This is a genomic window from Myxococcus sp. MISCRS1, from assembly GCF_026626605.1.
Classification (GTDB): domain Bacteria; phylum Myxococcota; class Myxococcia; order Myxococcales; family Myxococcaceae; genus Myxococcus; species Myxococcus fulvus.
In genome coordinates, this window is the sequence record NZ_JAPNKB010000001.1 from 1,071,795 (window position 1) to 1,086,250 (window position 14,456).

Here is a 14,456-nt window from a genome sequence, read left to right on the forward strand (position 1 = left end):
TTCACGGTTAATTCGGCTTCGCGGTCCGGAAACCGGCCGGGGTGGTCTCACACCCCCAGAGTGACGGCCAGCACTCCGTGTCCTCAAAACCGCTTGAAAACACTGAAACACGGGCTGAAACAAGCCGACAAACCCGAAATGGCGCGTCGCAGCAGGGTGGGCGGCAACTCCATGTGACGTGGGTGCGACAATTCTCGCATCCCCCGCTGTGAATGAGCTTTGAAATGACCATCCGCCGAGTCGACACCAAGCCCGTCAGCGTTCGCCCCGCGACCACCGAGACCCAGCCCAAGAACACCGCGAAGGCGGCCAGCACCCCGCTGCAGACCAAGGACGGCTTCGGCCCCGCGGCGCGCACGACGGACCTGGCGCGCGCGGAGAAGACGCTGACGCAGGTCCCCGCCGGCCCGGGCCGTCTGGCGCTGCAGAGCCCCGAGGCGCAGAAGGCCGTGCAGACCTCGCTCAGCCACCTCAACCCGCTCAAGGGCGCGCAGACGCTGATGGCGCAGCAGCCCGCGTTCGCGGCCGCCAACGTGGAGAAGGACGCGCTGGGCATGACGCACGTGCGTCTGGACCGCGTTCACGAGGGCGTGAAGGTCTTCGGCGAGCAGGTCATCACGCACCTGGACAAGGACGGCAAGGTGACGAGCGTCACCGGCGAGCAGTCCGTGGTCCCCGAGGGCCTGGGCAAGGAGCTGCCCAAGCTGAACACCCAGTCCGCCATCGACATCGCGCGCAAGGAGTTCGGCGGCAAGCCGGACAAGCAGCCGCACGCCGAGCGCGTCATCTACCAGGACAAGGCCGGTGAGTATCACTCCGCCTACCGCGTGCAGATGTCGCAGATCGAGGGCCAGGACCGCCCCCGCAAGATGAACTACCTGGTGGATGCGAACACCGGGAAGATCTTCGAGTCGTACAACGAGATCGGCGGCTTCTACGGCTCCAACAAGGGCCTGCCGAAGGCGGGCGTGTCGGCCGGGCAGATCTCCGCGACGAACACCACCAAGGCGGAGATCGCCGACAACAGCACCGTGACGTCCAAGGTCAAGGTGGACCAGGACGGCACCATCGAGAGCCTGAAGCTGGACCTGGACATCGCCCACACGTTCAAGGGCGACCTGAAGGTCACGCTGACCAGCCCCTCGGGCAAGAGCGCGGTGGTGCACAACCGCGCCGGTGGCAGCGCGGACGACGTGAAGGGCACGTTCGACCTGAGCGACTTCGCCGGTGAGTCGGCCAAGGGCGAGTGGACGCTGACGGTCGAGGACAAGGCCAAGCGCGACACGGGCACGCTCAACGGCTGGGGCATCAGCATCACCCCGAAGGAAGTGCCCCCCGAGCCCGGCAGCAAGGCGGACGACACGTCGCTGTACAGCGGCAAGGTGGCGCTGGACACCAAGCAGCAGCCGGACGGCACGTACACGCTCGAGGACAGCACGCGCGGCAAGGGCGTGAACACCTACGACGCGATGAACAAGTCGACGGCGTCGGGCAAGACGCAGCTGACGGACGACAACGACGTCTGGGGCGAGGCCACCGACGGCCAGCGCACCAAGGCGGGCGTGGACGCGCACTACGGCGCGGCGATGACGTACGACTTCCTCAAGGAGGTCCTCGGCCGTGACTCCATCGACGGCGCGGGCGAGGCGCTCAACTCCTTCGTCCACGTGCGCACCAACTACGTGAACGCGTTCTGGGACGGCACGAAGATGAGCTACGGCGACGGCGACGGCAAGACGTCCGGCCCGCTCACCGCGCTGGACATCGCCGGCCACGAGATCGCCCACGGCCTGACGGAGCGCACCGCCGGCCTCATCTACCGCAACGAGTCCGGTGGTCTGAACGAGGCGTTCAGCGACATCATGGGCGCGGGCGTGGAGTGGTACGCGTCCACGAAGAACCCGGCCGTGAAGTTCAACTGGACGGTGGGCGAGACGGCCTGGACGCCGACGAACGGCGACTCCGAGGACGGCCTGCGCTACATGGACGACCCGAAGCGGGACAACTACTCCATCGACAACTACAAGGACTACCCGAAGCAGACGGAGGTCCACGGCTCCAGCGGCATCGCGAACAACGCGTTCTACCTGCTGGCCAACGGCGGCACGAACCGCACGTCGCAGATCGAGGTCAAGGACGGCATCGGCATGGACAAGGGCCTGAAGATCTACTACCGCGCCCTGGCCCACTACATGACGCCGAACACCACGTTCGCCCAGGCCCGCGCCGCCACCGTCCAGGCGGCCACGGACCTGTACGGCGCGGACTCGACTGAGGTGGCGAAGGTCAAGGAGAGCTGGACCGCCGTCGGCGTGAACTAGCGCTGACGTGAGCCGGGAGGACGGGGGCCGAACTCCTCGCCCTCCGGCTCCAGTCGCCAGGATTGTGATTGCAGTCCCGAGGCCCGGGACTCCGCGCCAGCCCACTGGCGAAGGAGTACCTGGGCCTCGTTGCGTTCGGCGACGGGCAGCTGGGAGATGCGCGCGCCGTGGTTGCCCGCGGGCACGGTGTACAGCGCGGACTCACGCGCGCCTCCCAGCTCCACGGCCGCCGCCGTCCACGGGTCCTGCCCGCCGTAGACGAACATCAAGCGCTCGCCCTCGCGCGAGACCCAGTCCTGGATGTCCGGCATGGCGTTCTCCACGAAGGTGGCCGTCACGCCCTGGGGCAGGTACGTCGCCGGCACGTCGGTGCCCGGGAAGCGCAGCAGGTCCGCCAGGTGGGACTCGAACGGCCGGGGGAAGCCCAGCTCCGCGGCGGCCTGGTAGTAGTAGGGCCCGTAGGCGTCCACGTCCGCGTCCGCGAAGAAGGCGAGCCCCACGCGCCCGTCCAGTTCGTCCATGAGCGCGGCGTCGCTCGCCGTGGCGGGGGGCACGGTGTCGCAGCGCGAGAGGCTGTCGTACTGCCAGAAATAGAAGAAGTGCTCGATGAGGGCGTGCTCGAAGGCGCGCTCCAGGCCCAGGTGCGTGAAGGAGAGCGCCTGCTCACGGGCGCGCGTCTCCATCAGTGCCAGCATCGCCTCGCGCCGGCCGAGGGCCGCGCGCTGGAAGGCCTTCAATCGCTCACGGCACTCCGCGGTGCCGACGGACTCCTGGAAGGCGACGAAGCGCGCGTCGTCGTAGCGGGCGAGCGGCGCCACGTACGCCACCGTCCCGTCCACGTCGTCCGGGTAGAAGCGCCGGAAGAACACCATCGTCTCGCCGCCCTTGCTGGCGCCGGTGGAGATCCACTTCCGGGGATACAGCGGCTTGAAGGCCTGGACGACGCGGTGGAAGTCGTCCGCGGACTGCTTGATGGTGAGCAGGCTCCAGTCCGCGGGCGACGGGCGGCTGGGGCCGAAGAAGCGGTGCTCCAGCGAGAGCTGGTTGGCGTCGAGCAGCTGCGTGGGCTCGCGCCGCGAGGCCTGGAGCGAGACGAAGTAGCCGCCGGCGTAGAGCACCATGGGGCGGTCGCTGGAGACATGCAGCAGCGTCATGCGCTGGCGGAAGCGCGGGCCGTCCGGGCGGGTGTGGTCCGCGGGCTGCTCGAACTCCATGACGAAGAAGCGGGCCGACGGGGGGAACTGCGCGTCCAGGGCCTCCTCGCGCACCGTCAGGCCGGGGATGGCGGACAGGCGCGCGAGGATGTCCTCCTCGACGACGGGGTCTCCGTCATCACAAGCCCAAGACAGACAGGCGGCGAGAGCGAGGGCAAGAAGCCCACGACGCAGGACAGGCTCGGCGGACATGACGCTCCAGTTCGCACCGCTCCGCTCGCGCCGGGACGACGCGCGGGACGGGCTCGGGCGTGGAGGCTACTCCGATTCGGCGCAAGGGCCCGCTCAGGGCGCCAGCGTGGAGACGCCGGCGACCACCGGGAGGCCCTCGTCGCGCGGCAGGCCGTCCATCAACAACATCATCGTGTGGGCGCTCGCGTGGCGCAGCGCCTTCGCGGCGGCGTACTCGGGCGAGGACCACCAGGAGCGGGCCTGCTCGACGTTGGGGAACTCGAGGATGACGAAGCGCGGCGGCTGCCACGTCCCCTCGAGCGCCTCCGTCGCCCCACCCCGGACCAGGTAGCGCCCGCCGTACCGCGCGATGGAGGGCGGCGCCAGCTGCCGGTAGCGCTCATACGTCTGCACGTCATGCACCGCGATTTCGACGACGACGTAGGCAGGCATGGGCGCTCTCCTGTCGGTGGGCTTTCAGAACACGAACGGGAACCGCACGGGCCCCCCCTGCTCCTGGTGCTTGGGGAAGTCCCACGCACGGACCTTGGCCTCGATGCAGCGAGCGAACGACGTGCCCCGCAGTGACGCCGTCTCGGTGACGACCTCCGACACCTCGCCACTGGGGAGGATGGACCAGCGCACGACGACGCGCGTGCCCTCGTCCACCGGGCGCGGCTTCACGTTCGCGCACGCGGTGACCTCGCCCTTCTTGGCGAGCACGACCTCGAAGACGTCCGACTGGGTGAGCGACAGGCGCGGGTTCTGGATGGGCGCCACCGGCGGGATGTAGACGGACGGAGGCGGCTCACGCTTGCGCGGCCCCGACGCCGGGCCCGACAGCTCGCGCGCATAGGCCGCGTCCGGTCCCAGGTCGCTCTCCAGGTCCCCGAAGTCATCCTCCGCCGCCGCGGGCGCCTCGGCGGGCGTGGGCGCGGGCGCGGTGGACCGGGAGGACAGCTTCACGTCGGCGGCGCGGGAGCTCGGCGACACGGGCGGCGCGGCCTCCACGTCCCGCTCCTGGCGCGACGTGCGAGAGATGCCGCTCACCTCGGCCGCGAGCCCGCCACCCGACGCGGGCACCACCGGCACCGAGCCACCCCGCTCCACGGTGACGACCCCCGTGAGCGAGGGACGCGAGGGCGCGCTCGCCGTCGCGACGGCGCCTCCGGCTGGAATCACGGCGCCACCGCCGGGCGCCCCCACGGCCGAGCGCGCGAGCGCGTCCGCCACGGCGGGCGCGGGAGGCTTCGCCGCGACTTCGCGAGGCGTCTCGACGAGCACGGGCGCCACGGACAGCTCGGCCGGCACCTGTGCCATCGGAGCCGGCGCCACGGCGGGCACGGCCGGAGCCACCGGAGCCGGAGCGGGCGCCGCGGGCGGCTCGGACTTCATGAACGCGGGCAGGTTGAAGCGCGACAGCAGCTGCGAGGCCCCGAAACCCGAGCCGAACAGGCCCATGACGATGGCCACCGTGACGCCTCCGGCGACGCCGCCGGCCAGCGTGAACCACCAGCCACCCAGCCTCCACTTCGCCTCGACCTGCTCGGTGGCCGCCGTCACCTCGGCCAGCACCGCGTGGGCGCCCACCGGGTCCACCGGCACCGAAGCGGCGGGAGCGGGAGCACCCGGCGCGGCGGGTGACGCCACCACGGCCCACGCGGGAATGCCCGAGACATCCGCCTCGCTCACGGCCGCGAGCCCCGGCGCGCCCGGCAGCTCCGTCAGGGCGGCGTCCAGGGCCGCGCTGAGCTCCTGCGCCGCCGGCATCAGCGCCTCGACCAGCTCCGGCACCTGGCTCACCGGCACCCAGGCCTGGAAGCCCGCGCGCCAGCACAGCGTCTCCGGCCGCAGCTCGCCGCGCGCCCAGGGCTCCTTGAGGGCCTCCGCGTCGAAGGGGCCCGAGGGCTGGGCGCCCAGGGCGAGGAACCAGGCGTGGTTCGCCGCGATGGGCGGCGTGGGCGTGGCGTCCTCCTCCACCAGCACGGAGGACACGAGCGAGCGACGCACACCCTTGTGCAGCCGCTCCTCGTTCACGTCGTTGCGGGCGCGCGCGTTGGCCGCCGCCACGCGGGGGTTCTTGTCCGTGCGCAGCTTGCTGACGAAGACGTCGAGCTCCGCCTCGGACACCCCGCCGAACACAGGGGTGCCTCCGCCGTCCGGCTCGTGGGGGCCCGCGGTTGTTTCATCCGGCTGGGACTTACCGTCCCGTGAATCGCCGACCATTCGCCAGCTCCTTGCTTCCACCACGCCCCGACGCCATCAGAACCCCAACAATGGAATGCCGACGCGCGATTTCGTCAACGGGGAGTCTCTGCGCGAAGGTGGCCAGGGTCCACACTCAAGAAGGAGAGGGGGCGGAAATCTCCATTCTCACGCCGAATCACGAGACACACCACCGCACATCTCCCCACGCATGAGGCAGAAGACCTCCAGTCTCACTCGACACAGAGGTGCTTCTCCAGGACGAGGAAGGTAGGCGCGGGGAAGCCCGGGTGGGTGCCTTGGGAGAGGAGCTGGTAGCCCAGCCGGCCATACCAGACGTGGTGGTCCTCCAGCTCTCGGCGGACCGCGGCCTCCGTCTTGCCGTGAGCGCTGGAGGGTGGCTCCAGCCGCCCCCGGTACTCCTCGAACGACTCGCGCAGCAGGCGGGCGAGGAGCGCGGCGTCGTCCGAGGTCGCTTCGCGCGGAAGGGGCATGCGCCCTTTCTAGCTACTCCTTGAGCGCGGAGGTGAACTGCATCAGCGTCTTCTTCGCGTCCCCCAGCACCATCATCGTGTTGGAGCGGACGAAGAGCTCGTTCTCGATGCCGGCGAAGCCCGCGTTGAGCGAGCGCTTGAGCACGACACACGTCTTGGCCAGGTCCGCGGAGAGGATGGGCATGCCGTAGATGGGGCTGCTCTGGTTGCTGCGCGCGGCCGGGTTGACGACGTCGTTGGCGCCCACCACCAGCGCGACGTCCGTGGCGGTGAAGTCGTCGTTGATGACGTCCAGGTCGAACAGGTGGTCGTACGGCACGTTGGCTTCCGCCAGGAGCACGTTCATGTGGCCCGGCATGCGGCCCGCCACCGGGTGGATGGCGTAGCGCACGTCACAGCCGTTGGCCTGGAGGACGTTGGCCAGGTCCCGCACCGCGTGCTGCGCCTGCGACACGGCCATGCCGTAGCCCGGCACGACGATGACGGAGCGCGCGGCGCGCAGCACCTCGGCGGCCTCCTCCACGCTGCCCACGTTGGGCGCGGGGCCCGAGGGCTGCGCCCCTTCCGTGACGGCCTTCGCCTCCGGCACCGCGCCGAACGCGCCGAAGAGCACGTTGGAGAACGAGCGGTTCATCGCCTTGGACATCATCATGCCCAGGAGGAAGCCGGAGAAGCCGTCCAGCGCGCCGCAGATGATGAGCACGTTGTTGCCCAGCGCGAAGCCCGTGGCCGCCGCCGCGAGGCCCGCGTACGAGTTGAGCAAGCAGATGACCACCGGCATGTCCGCGCCGCCGATGGGCAGCACCAGCAGCACGCCCAGCAATACCCCCAGGGCGGCCACCAGGTAGAAGGCCCACGCCGAGCCCGGCGAATACACGAGCAGGCCAATCAGCCCCAGCGTGCCGACAATCATGAGCAGGTTGGAGAGGTTCTGCCCGGGATAGGTGACGGGCCGTCCGGTGATGAAGCCCTGCAGCTTGCCGAACGCCATCAAGCTCCCGGTGAAGGTCAACGCGCCGAGCACCACCTCCAGCCCCGTGGCCGAGATCTGGAGCGTGGTCATCTGGGGGCCGCCGTGCTGGAGGTACTCGACGACGCCCACCAGTCCCACCGCGAGTCCACCGAAGGCATGCGAGAGCGCGATGCGCTCCGGCATCTTCGTCATGGGAATCCACAGGCCCATGCCCGTGCCCACCGCCGAGCCGATGAGCAGCGCCGCGACAATCCACTCCCAGCGCACGATGACGTGCGTCACGCCCACGCCGTACAGCAGCGTGCCGGCCACCGCGGCCACCATGCCCACTTCCGCCAGGAACACGCCCCGCCGGGCCGTCTGCGCGTCGCCCAGATCCTTCAGGCCCATCACGAAGAGGATGGAGGCGAGCAGGTACAGCAGCTGGACGAACGTCTCGGTGAGCGAGAGGGTCATCGCGCGCCGCCCTTCTTCTTGAACATGCGCAGCATGCGGTCGGTGATGAGGAAGCCGCCCACCACGTTGATGGTCGCCGCCAGCACCGCCACCGCGCCGAGCACCGTGGACACCGTGCCGTAGTGCCCGCCGGCCGCCAGCAGCGAGCCCACCAGGGAGATGCCGGAGATGGCGTTGGTGAAGGCCATCAGCGGCGTGTGCAGCAGGTGCGGGACCTTGGAGATGACCTGGTAGCCCGTGAAGGCCGCCAGGAAGAAGACATACAGGCCGAAGATCAACGTCAATGACATGTCAGCCCTCCCTCATCGCCACATCCGCCACGGCGGGGTGGACCACCTCGCCGCCGCGGGTGATGAGCATGCCCTTCACGATTTCATCCGAGACATCCAGCTTCAGCACGTTGTCCTTGTCGGTGACGTGCGCGAGCAGCTTCTCCATGTTGCGCGAGTACATGGCGCTGGCGTGCACGGAGAGCTGGCTGGGCAGGTTGCGCTCACCGACGATGGTGACGCCGAAGTCCGTGCGATAGCGCTCCCCCACCCGCGTCAGCTCGCAGTTGCCGCCCTGCTCCGCGGCGATGTCCACCACCACCGAGCCGCTCTTCATCCGCCGCACCATGTCCGCGGGCAGCAGCACCGGCGCGCGTCGTCCGGGAATCTGCGCCGTGGTGATGACCGCGTCCGACTTCGCCACGTGCTGGGCGAGCACCTCCGCCTGCTTGCGTTGGGCCTCCTCGCCCAGCTCCTTCGCGTAGCCGCCCGAGCCCGCCGCGTCCTCGATGTCGATGTTCACGAAGCGCGCGCCCAGGCTCTCCACCTGCTCCTTCACCACCTTGCGCACGTCGTACGCCTCCACCACCGCGCCCAGCCGGCGCGCCGTGGCGATGGCCTGCAAGCCGGCGACGCCCGCCCCCAGCACCAGCACCTTCGCGGGAGGAATGGTGCCCGCGGCGGTCATCAACATGGGGAACAGCCGGGGCAGCGCCTCCGCCGCGAGCACCACCGCGCGGTACCCCGCGATGGTCGCCTGCGAGCTGAGCACATCCATCATCTGCGCCAGCGTCGTGCGCGGCACCATGTCCGCCGCCAGCAGCGTCACCCGCCGCTTCGCCAGCGCCCTGGCCAGCGCCGGATTCGCCAGCGGATAGGCCAGGCTCACCAGCACCGAGTCCGGCCGCAGCCGCTCCACCTCCGCGTCATCCGGAGGCTGGACCTTCAGCAGCACCTCCGCTTTCGCATACAGCGCGTCGGCGCTCGGCTCGATGCGCGCGCCCGCCGCGTGGAGCTCCTCGTCGGAGCACTCCGCGCCCAGGCCCGCGCCGCTCTCGACCACCACTTCGTGCTTCCTGCCGACGAGGCGTTTCACGCTCTCCGCCACGAGCGCGACCCGCCTTTCGCCCGGCACCGTTTCACGGGGGATGGCGATGATCATGCGGGGCAGCAAAGCCCATCCCCTCCACCCGATTCAATCCCAGCCACGCAGGCTTGTTGGCAATTCCAGTCAAGCTCGGCCGCGTCACGACTGTTGGCAATGCAAGCCATTGCCCCCACCCTAGTGGATACCCCCGAGCCCCACCCCACCCCGCGTCCACCCGCTCCGTCGGAGCGGCCGCGCGTTTCACCGACGGCCCGAGTCTTGCCTGCGGGTGGCCCCACGCGTCCGCCGCGTCGCGTAGACTCCCTCCGAGAACGCCACCATGCCCTTCGACCTCCGGGAAATCCTCCGCCAGACGGAAGCCACGACCAGCGACGGAGCCCTTCCGGCCTGGCTGCGCGACAGCTGGAGCGACGCGCCTGGCTTCATCGCCACGCTCGCCGCCCACCACGCCAGCCGGGGTGGACCCGCGCCCAAGAGCCGCCCGGGCCAGCACCACGACTTCTTCCACGACCTGGTCGTCCGTCACGCGGACTCCACCGCGCCCGCGCTGCGCACCTGGGACGGCGCCCGGTGGCAGCTGCTCGGCTACCGCGAGCTGGCGGACCGGGCCTCGCGCCGCGCCGCCGAGTGGGCCGCCCAGGGCGTCAAGGCGGGCGCCAGGGTCGCGCTGGTGCATCCACTGGGGCCGGAGCTGCTCGTGTCCCTGCTGGCCTCACTGAAGCTGGGCGCGTGCGTCAGCGTGCTGCCCCCCACCGGCACCCACTTCCTGGCCCGCAGGCTCGCGCGCCTGGAGCCCGCCCACATCTCCGCGGAGGCCCACCAGGCCCCGCTCATCAAGGGCCATGAGGCGCTCCTCCTGCGCTCCAAGGGCGACGTCGCGCCCGGCTTCACGTCCCACACGTACAAGCCCGGGGACACCGTGGCCCTGCTGTTCTCCCCGCTCGTCGACCCGCCGGACACGCCCGTCCCCCTCACGGCCGAGCGGGCGTGGAACGGCGCCCTGGTCGACGGGCTGCTCACCTTCGGCCTGGGCGCCGGGGACGCCTTCGCCGCGCCCGGCTTCCACTTCCTCCAGCACCAGCCCGCGCTCCTCTTCGCCACGCTCTTGCGCGGCGCCACCTATGTCCACCTGGAGCCCGCGGAGGTGGAGCGCGCGCCCGCGCGGCTCACGGAGCTGCCCCTGCGCTCGCTCGGCGTCTCCCCCGCGCTGCGCGAGGCGCTGGTCCGCGCCAACAAGGGGGCCTTGCGCGGCGTGGCCCACTGGTTCCGCTCCGCCGATGACGCGCTCGACTGGGAGTCGTGGCGCGACTGGATGCGCCAGTGCGACGTGGCCAACGTGCCCCACACCCACGTGCTCATCGACGCGGCCGAGGGCGGCGCGGTGCTCGCGTCCCGCCGGCACACCGGCGAGCTCCACACCGCCCTGGCCCCCTCGCCGGGCCGCGCCTGGGCCTTCAAGGACCTCAACCTGAGCGGCCAGGAGGCCGCCGGGGACGTGGGCCTCTTCACGCCGCTGCCCGACAAGGGCCGCCCCCCGCCCTTCGTCCTGCTCACCCGCCAGCGCGAGCAGTACCTGTTCTCCGGCACCCGCGACACGCGCCGCGAGGGCCGCGTCTACCCCTCCGCCGAGGTCATCGAGGCGCTCGCCGACCTGCCCTTCTGCCACGGCGCGTCCGTCACCCCCGCCGCCTCCGCGGGCACCTCGCGCCACGCACCCCACGTCTTGATCCTCTTCACCGGGGCGGAGGACGCGGAAGCCTTCGCGAAGGAGCAGGACGCGCGCCGCGTCGAAGTGAGACGCAGGCTGGAGCTGCGCCTGGGCGCCGAGCACCTGCCGGACCGCGTCGAGCTCTTCCCCCTGCTCCCCCACCGGACGAAGGAGGGGCGCATCGACGAGGCCTGGTGCCGCGCCCAGTACCTGATCGGCGCCCTCCATCAGAAGTCCACGGATCCGATGTTCCAGGCCCTCACCGCGCTGCGCGGCCGCCTGCGGGAGAGCGTCCGGGCCCCGGGCGAGGACGAGCGTACAGGCTCGCGGTAATCCACGCGTACGCGCCGGACGCGCCCGCGTTCGTCGACAACGCGCACCGCCAACGCGCCGCAGCCCCCGACGGGGGTCCCCAGAGGGAAGCGCGGCTGTCCACTGGCTGGCACGACTCGCGCAATGGGGTGGCTCCGCGTCAGGCGCTCCATCCCGGAGCCCGGGACGCGCGCGAGGTGGACCATGGGTGCCCAGGTCGTCATGGGAGCGATGCTGCAATGCAGCTTCGGCGTCGCCCCCTCGTCGCTGGTGGTGCTGCCCGCCAACAAGGTGGTGGGCCCGACGCCCGCGGCCAACATCCTCGACAGCAAGCCCCTGGTGAACATCCTGCCCTTCGGGATGTGCCAGTCGCTGGCCAACCCCACGGTGGCGGCGGCGACGGCGGCGGCCCTGGGCGTGCTCACCCCCATGCCCTGCATCCCCGCCACCGCGGCGCCGTGGGTGCCCGGCTGCCCCAAGCTGCTGCTCGGCAGCGCCCCGGCGCTGGAGAGCAACTCGAAGCTGATGTGCTCGTACGGCGGCGTCATCCAGATCGTCTCCCCCGGACAGGTGAAGGTCATCGATGGCTGACGCGGCCCTCACCCTGGCGCCCTTCGACGGCACCCTCCTCGAGAAGCTCCTCGAGGGAGCTCCTCCCGCGCCCGCGCCGGACGGCGAGCCCGACGCCCGCGTCGAGGCCGTCACGGAGGCGGTCGCCAGCGGCGAATACGCCCAGGCCGCCCGCGGCGCGGAGGCGCTGCTGCGCGAGGGCCAGCGCGACACGCGGCTCGTCGGCATCTACCTCTTCGGCGGGTTCCAGGAGCGCGGCCTCCTGGCGATGCCGGGGATGTTCCACTCCATCCACCACCTGCTCACCGACAGCCTCCCCGCGTTCGGCCCGGAGTCCAAGCGCGACATCTTCCTGGAGAGCGGCCTGCGCTGGCTGTTGCGCTCCATCAACAAGCACCTGGCCCACCACGAGAAGAAGCAGGACGCCACGTGGCGGCGCTGGTGCGAGGCCGACATCCGCGCGCCGCTCGAGGAGGCGCTCGCGCTGGGCGACGCCATCCTCACCGCCATCCCCGCCACGCTGCCCAAGAACGGCTGCGAGGAGCCCTTCCGCAACCTGACGCACTGGCTGCGCCGCCACATGGAGGCCCTGCCCCCGCCCGCGCCCGTCACGCTCGTGCCCCCGCCCGCTCCGGAGCCCGTGGCCGTCGCCGCGCAGCCCGTGGCCGTCGCGCCGCCGGCGGCCCCCACGCAGCCCGCGCCCGTCGCCGTCGCCGCGCAGCCCGTCGTCGCGCCGCCGCCCGGCGTGCCCATCTCTCCGCAGCTCGCGCTGCTCATCCGCAAGCTGGAGGCCTTCACCCTCCTGCTCGAGAAGGGCGAGCTGCCCAAGGCGGGCGTGGTGGCCTCGGACGTCATGGCCACGGTGGAGCGGTTCGACCCGCGCGTGTTCCTGCCGTCGCTCTTCACCCGCTTCTTCGCGGGCCTCAGCAGCCACGCGCACCAGCTGGAACCCTTCCTGCAAGAGGCCGACTCGCTGTCGATGCGAGCGCTCGAGCAGCTCTACCGCGTCGACCTGGACGCGTTCATCGCGCAGCAGCCGCCCGGCGGCGGAGAGGAGGACTGACGTCATGCAGCAGCACCCACCCCAGCCCCCCGTCCGCCTCGCCCCCGTCGAGGAGCGCATCCGCGAGCACGCCGGCGCGTTCGACATGCCGGCCCTGCTGGAGCTGCTCTCGAAAGAGGGCTACGGCCCGGACGACGTGGAGCTCAAGAGCCACCGCGGCACCGTGCACGCGCCCCGGCTCATCCAGTCCGTCGACTTCGCGCGCAACCCGCGCCGCGCCATCATCACCGTCCACCTGGGACTGCTCAGCGTCCAGTCGCCCCTGCCCTCCTTCTTCCTGAAGGCCATGGAGTCGCTGGAGCACGACGCCATGGAGAGCTTCCTGGGCTACTTCGACCACCTGCTGCTCAAGGCGCGCTTCGCCGGCCTGTTCCCCGAGCGTGACGGGGCGCTGCTCCCCGGCTGGGAGTCCGCCGCCGCGCACCGCCTGCGCCTCTTGCGCCCCGGCTGTCCCTCCACGCTGCACTGGCTGTTCTCCCAGGCATATCCGGAGGCGGAGGTCCGCGTTCGCCGCGCCACCCGCCGCCAGCGCATCGACACGCGCGGCATCCGGCTGGGCGGCGCGGCGTTGGGTGACGGCACCGCGATGGGCGGCTTCGCCACCGTGCCCACCGGCGGCCTGGAGGCGTGGCTCCACGTCAACGAGTCCTTCTGTGGCACCGGCGCCGCCTGGGCCGTGGAGGCGCGCCGCCGCCTGCGCTCGCGCGTGCTGCCGCACCTGGTGGACACGCCCGTGTTCCTCACCGTCGCGCTGGTCATCAGGGATCAGCACGGCCACGCCCGCGTCGAGGACACCAGTCACCTCGGCTACGAGCCCATCATCGGCGGCCCCGAGGAGGACCGGCAGGTCGTCCTGTTCTCCGGCGACACCGCCCCCAGAGCTTCACCCCCGCAGTGACGTGCAGCACCCCGGCACGTCGCCGGGCAAGAAAGGCCTTCAAACCGAGGGAGTAACGTAGCCATGTCAATCCAGGATCAGTTGCCCAAGTCACGAATCACGCTCACCTACCGCACCACCATCAACGGCGAGCAGGAGACGGTGAACCTGCCCCTGCGTCTGCTGATGCTGGGTGACTTCTCGCTCGGCTCCTCCGAGGACCGCAAGGTGGACCTCGAGGCGCGCAAGCTGCGCTCCGTCAATGGCAAGAACCTCGACGAGCTGATGAAGGACATGAAGATGTCCGTCAGCTTCCAGGTGCCCAACCGCATCAACCCGGATGTGGAGGCGGACCTGAACGTCGAGCTGCCCATCGACCGGATGAAGTCCTTCCACCCGGACGAGATCGTCAACCACGTGCCGAAGCTCAAGGCGCTGCGGCTGCTCAAGAAGCTCTTGCTGGAGATGCAGTCGAGCATCGACAACCAGAAGGCGCTGCGCAGCATGGTCTACGAGCTGTTCTCCAACAAGGACGCGCTCAAGGCCGTGCTCGCCGAGCTCAAGGACTACGAGTCGCTGCGTCTGCCGGGCAAGCCCGCGCTCTCCTCCGACGCGACGCCCGCCGCCGCCACCCAGCCGGCCACCGTCTCCGAGCCCGCCACCGTGAAGGCGTAAGGGCCCGCTTCCTCAACCCACCCTTTTCCATCTCAAGGTA

The 14,456-nt window shown here is 70.8% G+C and carries 13 protein-coding genes; 6 read left to right on the forward strand and 7 right to left on the reverse strand.

What is annotated here, in order from left to right:
- Nucleotides 1-224: 224 nt before the first annotated feature.
- Entirely contained in the window at nucleotides 225-2,321 is a 2,097-nt protein-coding gene (locus OWM54_RS03995) for a M4 family metallopeptidase (RefSeq protein WP_223746864.1), read from the forward strand.
- Here OWM54_RS03995 and OWM54_RS04000 read toward each other — a convergent pair.
- From OWM54_RS04000 to OWM54_RS04030, 7 genes are all read right to left on the reverse strand, one after another.
- Nucleotides 2,318-3,727, reverse strand: coding sequence for a S28 family serine protease (locus OWM54_RS04000; RefSeq protein WP_267696672.1), 1,410 nt, complete (start codon nucleotides 3,725-3,727; stop codon nucleotides 2,318-2,320). The two genes, OWM54_RS03995 and OWM54_RS04000, sit on opposite strands and share 4 nt — an antisense overlap.
- Before the next feature lie 93 nt (nucleotides 3,728-3,820).
- Nucleotides 3,821-4,159 (reverse strand): DUF1330 domain-containing protein, encoded by a 339-nt coding sequence (locus OWM54_RS04005; RefSeq protein WP_141329927.1) that lies wholly within the window; start codon nucleotides 4,157-4,159, stop codon nucleotides 3,821-3,823.
- A gap of 24 nt (nucleotides 4,160-4,183) precedes the next feature.
- Entirely contained in the window at nucleotides 4,184-5,932 is a 1,749-nt protein-coding gene (locus tag OWM54_RS04010) for a GYF domain-containing protein (protein WP_267696673.1), read from the reverse strand.
- Nucleotides 5,933-6,144: 212 nt separating this feature from the next.
- Complete coding sequence (locus tag OWM54_RS04015) at nucleotides 6,145-6,405, reverse strand: hypothetical protein (RefSeq protein ID WP_223746860.1); 261 nt, start codon at nucleotides 6,403-6,405, stop codon at nucleotides 6,145-6,147.
- Nucleotides 6,406-6,418: 13 nt separating this feature from the next.
- Nucleotides 6,419-7,834 carry an NAD(P)(+) transhydrogenase (Re/Si-specific) subunit beta gene (locus OWM54_RS04020; protein ID WP_267696674.1) on the reverse strand — a complete coding sequence of 472 codons (1,416 nt, stop codon included), beginning with the start codon at nucleotides 7,832-7,834 and terminating at the stop codon, nucleotides 6,419-6,421.
- Nucleotides 7,831-8,124 (reverse strand): NAD(P) transhydrogenase subunit alpha, encoded by a 294-nt coding sequence (locus OWM54_RS04025; protein ID WP_046713014.1) that lies wholly within the window; start codon nucleotides 8,122-8,124, stop codon nucleotides 7,831-7,833. The genes OWM54_RS04020 and OWM54_RS04025 overlap by 4 nt, the downstream gene beginning before the upstream one ends.
- A gap of 1 nt (nucleotide 8,125) precedes the next feature.
- Entirely contained in the window at nucleotides 8,126-9,265 is a 1,140-nt protein-coding gene (locus OWM54_RS04030) for a Re/Si-specific NAD(P)(+) transhydrogenase subunit alpha (RefSeq protein ID WP_267701086.1), read from the reverse strand.
- A gap of 265 nt (nucleotides 9,266-9,530) precedes the next feature.
- Between OWM54_RS04030 and OWM54_RS04035 the strand changes: the two genes are divergently transcribed.
- The 5 genes from OWM54_RS04035 (at nucleotide 9,531) to tssB (ending at nucleotide 14,416) form a co-directional block, all read left to right on the forward strand.
- The gene (locus tag OWM54_RS04035; protein WP_267696675.1) at nucleotides 9,531-11,252 is read left to right on the forward strand and encodes an AMP-binding protein; all 1,722 of its coding nucleotides are present in this window, start codon (nucleotides 9,531-9,533) and stop codon (nucleotides 11,250-11,252) included.
- A gap of 183 nt (nucleotides 11,253-11,435) precedes the next feature.
- Nucleotides 11,436-11,822 (forward strand): DUF4280 domain-containing protein, encoded by a 387-nt coding sequence (locus OWM54_RS04040; RefSeq protein ID WP_223746858.1) that lies wholly within the window; start codon nucleotides 11,436-11,438, stop codon nucleotides 11,820-11,822.
- Nucleotides 11,815-12,864, forward strand: a complete 1,050-nt coding sequence (locus tag OWM54_RS04045; RefSeq protein ID WP_267696676.1) for a type VI secretion system protein IglI family protein — start codon at nucleotides 11,815-11,817, stop codon at nucleotides 12,862-12,864. Before OWM54_RS04040 ends, OWM54_RS04045 begins: the two co-directional genes overlap by 8 nt.
- A 4-nt stretch (nucleotides 12,865-12,868) precedes the next feature.
- On the forward strand, nucleotides 12,869-13,762 hold the full coding sequence (locus tag OWM54_RS04050) for a hypothetical protein (protein ID WP_223782948.1): 894 nt from the start codon (nucleotides 12,869-12,871) through the stop codon (nucleotides 13,760-13,762).
- 63 nt (nucleotides 13,763-13,825) lie between these two features.
- On the forward strand, nucleotides 13,826-14,416 hold the full coding sequence (gene tssB, locus OWM54_RS04055; protein WP_141325432.1) for a type VI secretion system contractile sheath small subunit: 591 nt from the start codon (nucleotides 13,826-13,828) through the stop codon (nucleotides 14,414-14,416).
- Nucleotides 14,417-14,456: the final 40 nt, after the last annotated feature.

Coding starts and splice junctions, on each gene's coding strand:
- OWM54_RS03995 (WP_223746864.1), top strand. CDS start 225: ATGACCATCCGCCGAGTCGACACCAAGCCCGTCAGCGTTCGCCCCGCG.
- OWM54_RS04000 (WP_267696672.1), bottom strand. CDS start 3,727: ATGTCCGCCGAGCCTGTCCTGCGTCGTGGGCTTCTTGCCCTCGCTCTC.
- OWM54_RS04005 (WP_141329927.1), bottom strand. CDS start 4,159: ATGCCTGCCTACGTCGTCGTCGAAATCGCGGTGCATGACGTGCAGACG.
- OWM54_RS04010 (WP_267696673.1), bottom strand. CDS start 5,932: ATGGTCGGCGATTCACGGGACGGTAAGTCCCAGCCGGATGAAACAACC.
- OWM54_RS04015 (WP_223746860.1), bottom strand. CDS start 6,405: ATGCCCCTTCCGCGCGAAGCGACCTCGGACGACGCCGCGCTCCTCGCC.
- OWM54_RS04020 (WP_267696674.1), bottom strand. CDS start 7,834: ATGACCCTCTCGCTCACCGAGACGTTCGTCCAGCTGCTGTACCTGCTC.
- OWM54_RS04025 (WP_046713014.1), bottom strand. CDS start 8,124: ATGTCATTGACGTTGATCTTCGGCCTGTATGTCTTCTTCCTGGCGGCC.
- OWM54_RS04030 (WP_267701086.1), bottom strand. CDS start 9,265: ATGATCATCGCCATCCCCCGTGAAACGGTGCCGGGCGAAAGGCGGGTC.
- OWM54_RS04035 (WP_267696675.1), top strand. CDS start 9,531: ATGCCCTTCGACCTCCGGGAAATCCTCCGCCAGACGGAAGCCACGACC.
- OWM54_RS04040 (WP_223746858.1), top strand. CDS start 11,436: ATGGGTGCCCAGGTCGTCATGGGAGCGATGCTGCAATGCAGCTTCGGC.
- OWM54_RS04045 (WP_267696676.1), top strand. CDS start 11,815: ATGGCTGACGCGGCCCTCACCCTGGCGCCCTTCGACGGCACCCTCCTC.
- OWM54_RS04050 (WP_223782948.1), top strand. CDS start 12,869: ATGCAGCAGCACCCACCCCAGCCCCCCGTCCGCCTCGCCCCCGTCGAG.
- tssB (WP_141325432.1), top strand. CDS start 13,826: ATGTCAATCCAGGATCAGTTGCCCAAGTCACGAATCACGCTCACCTAC.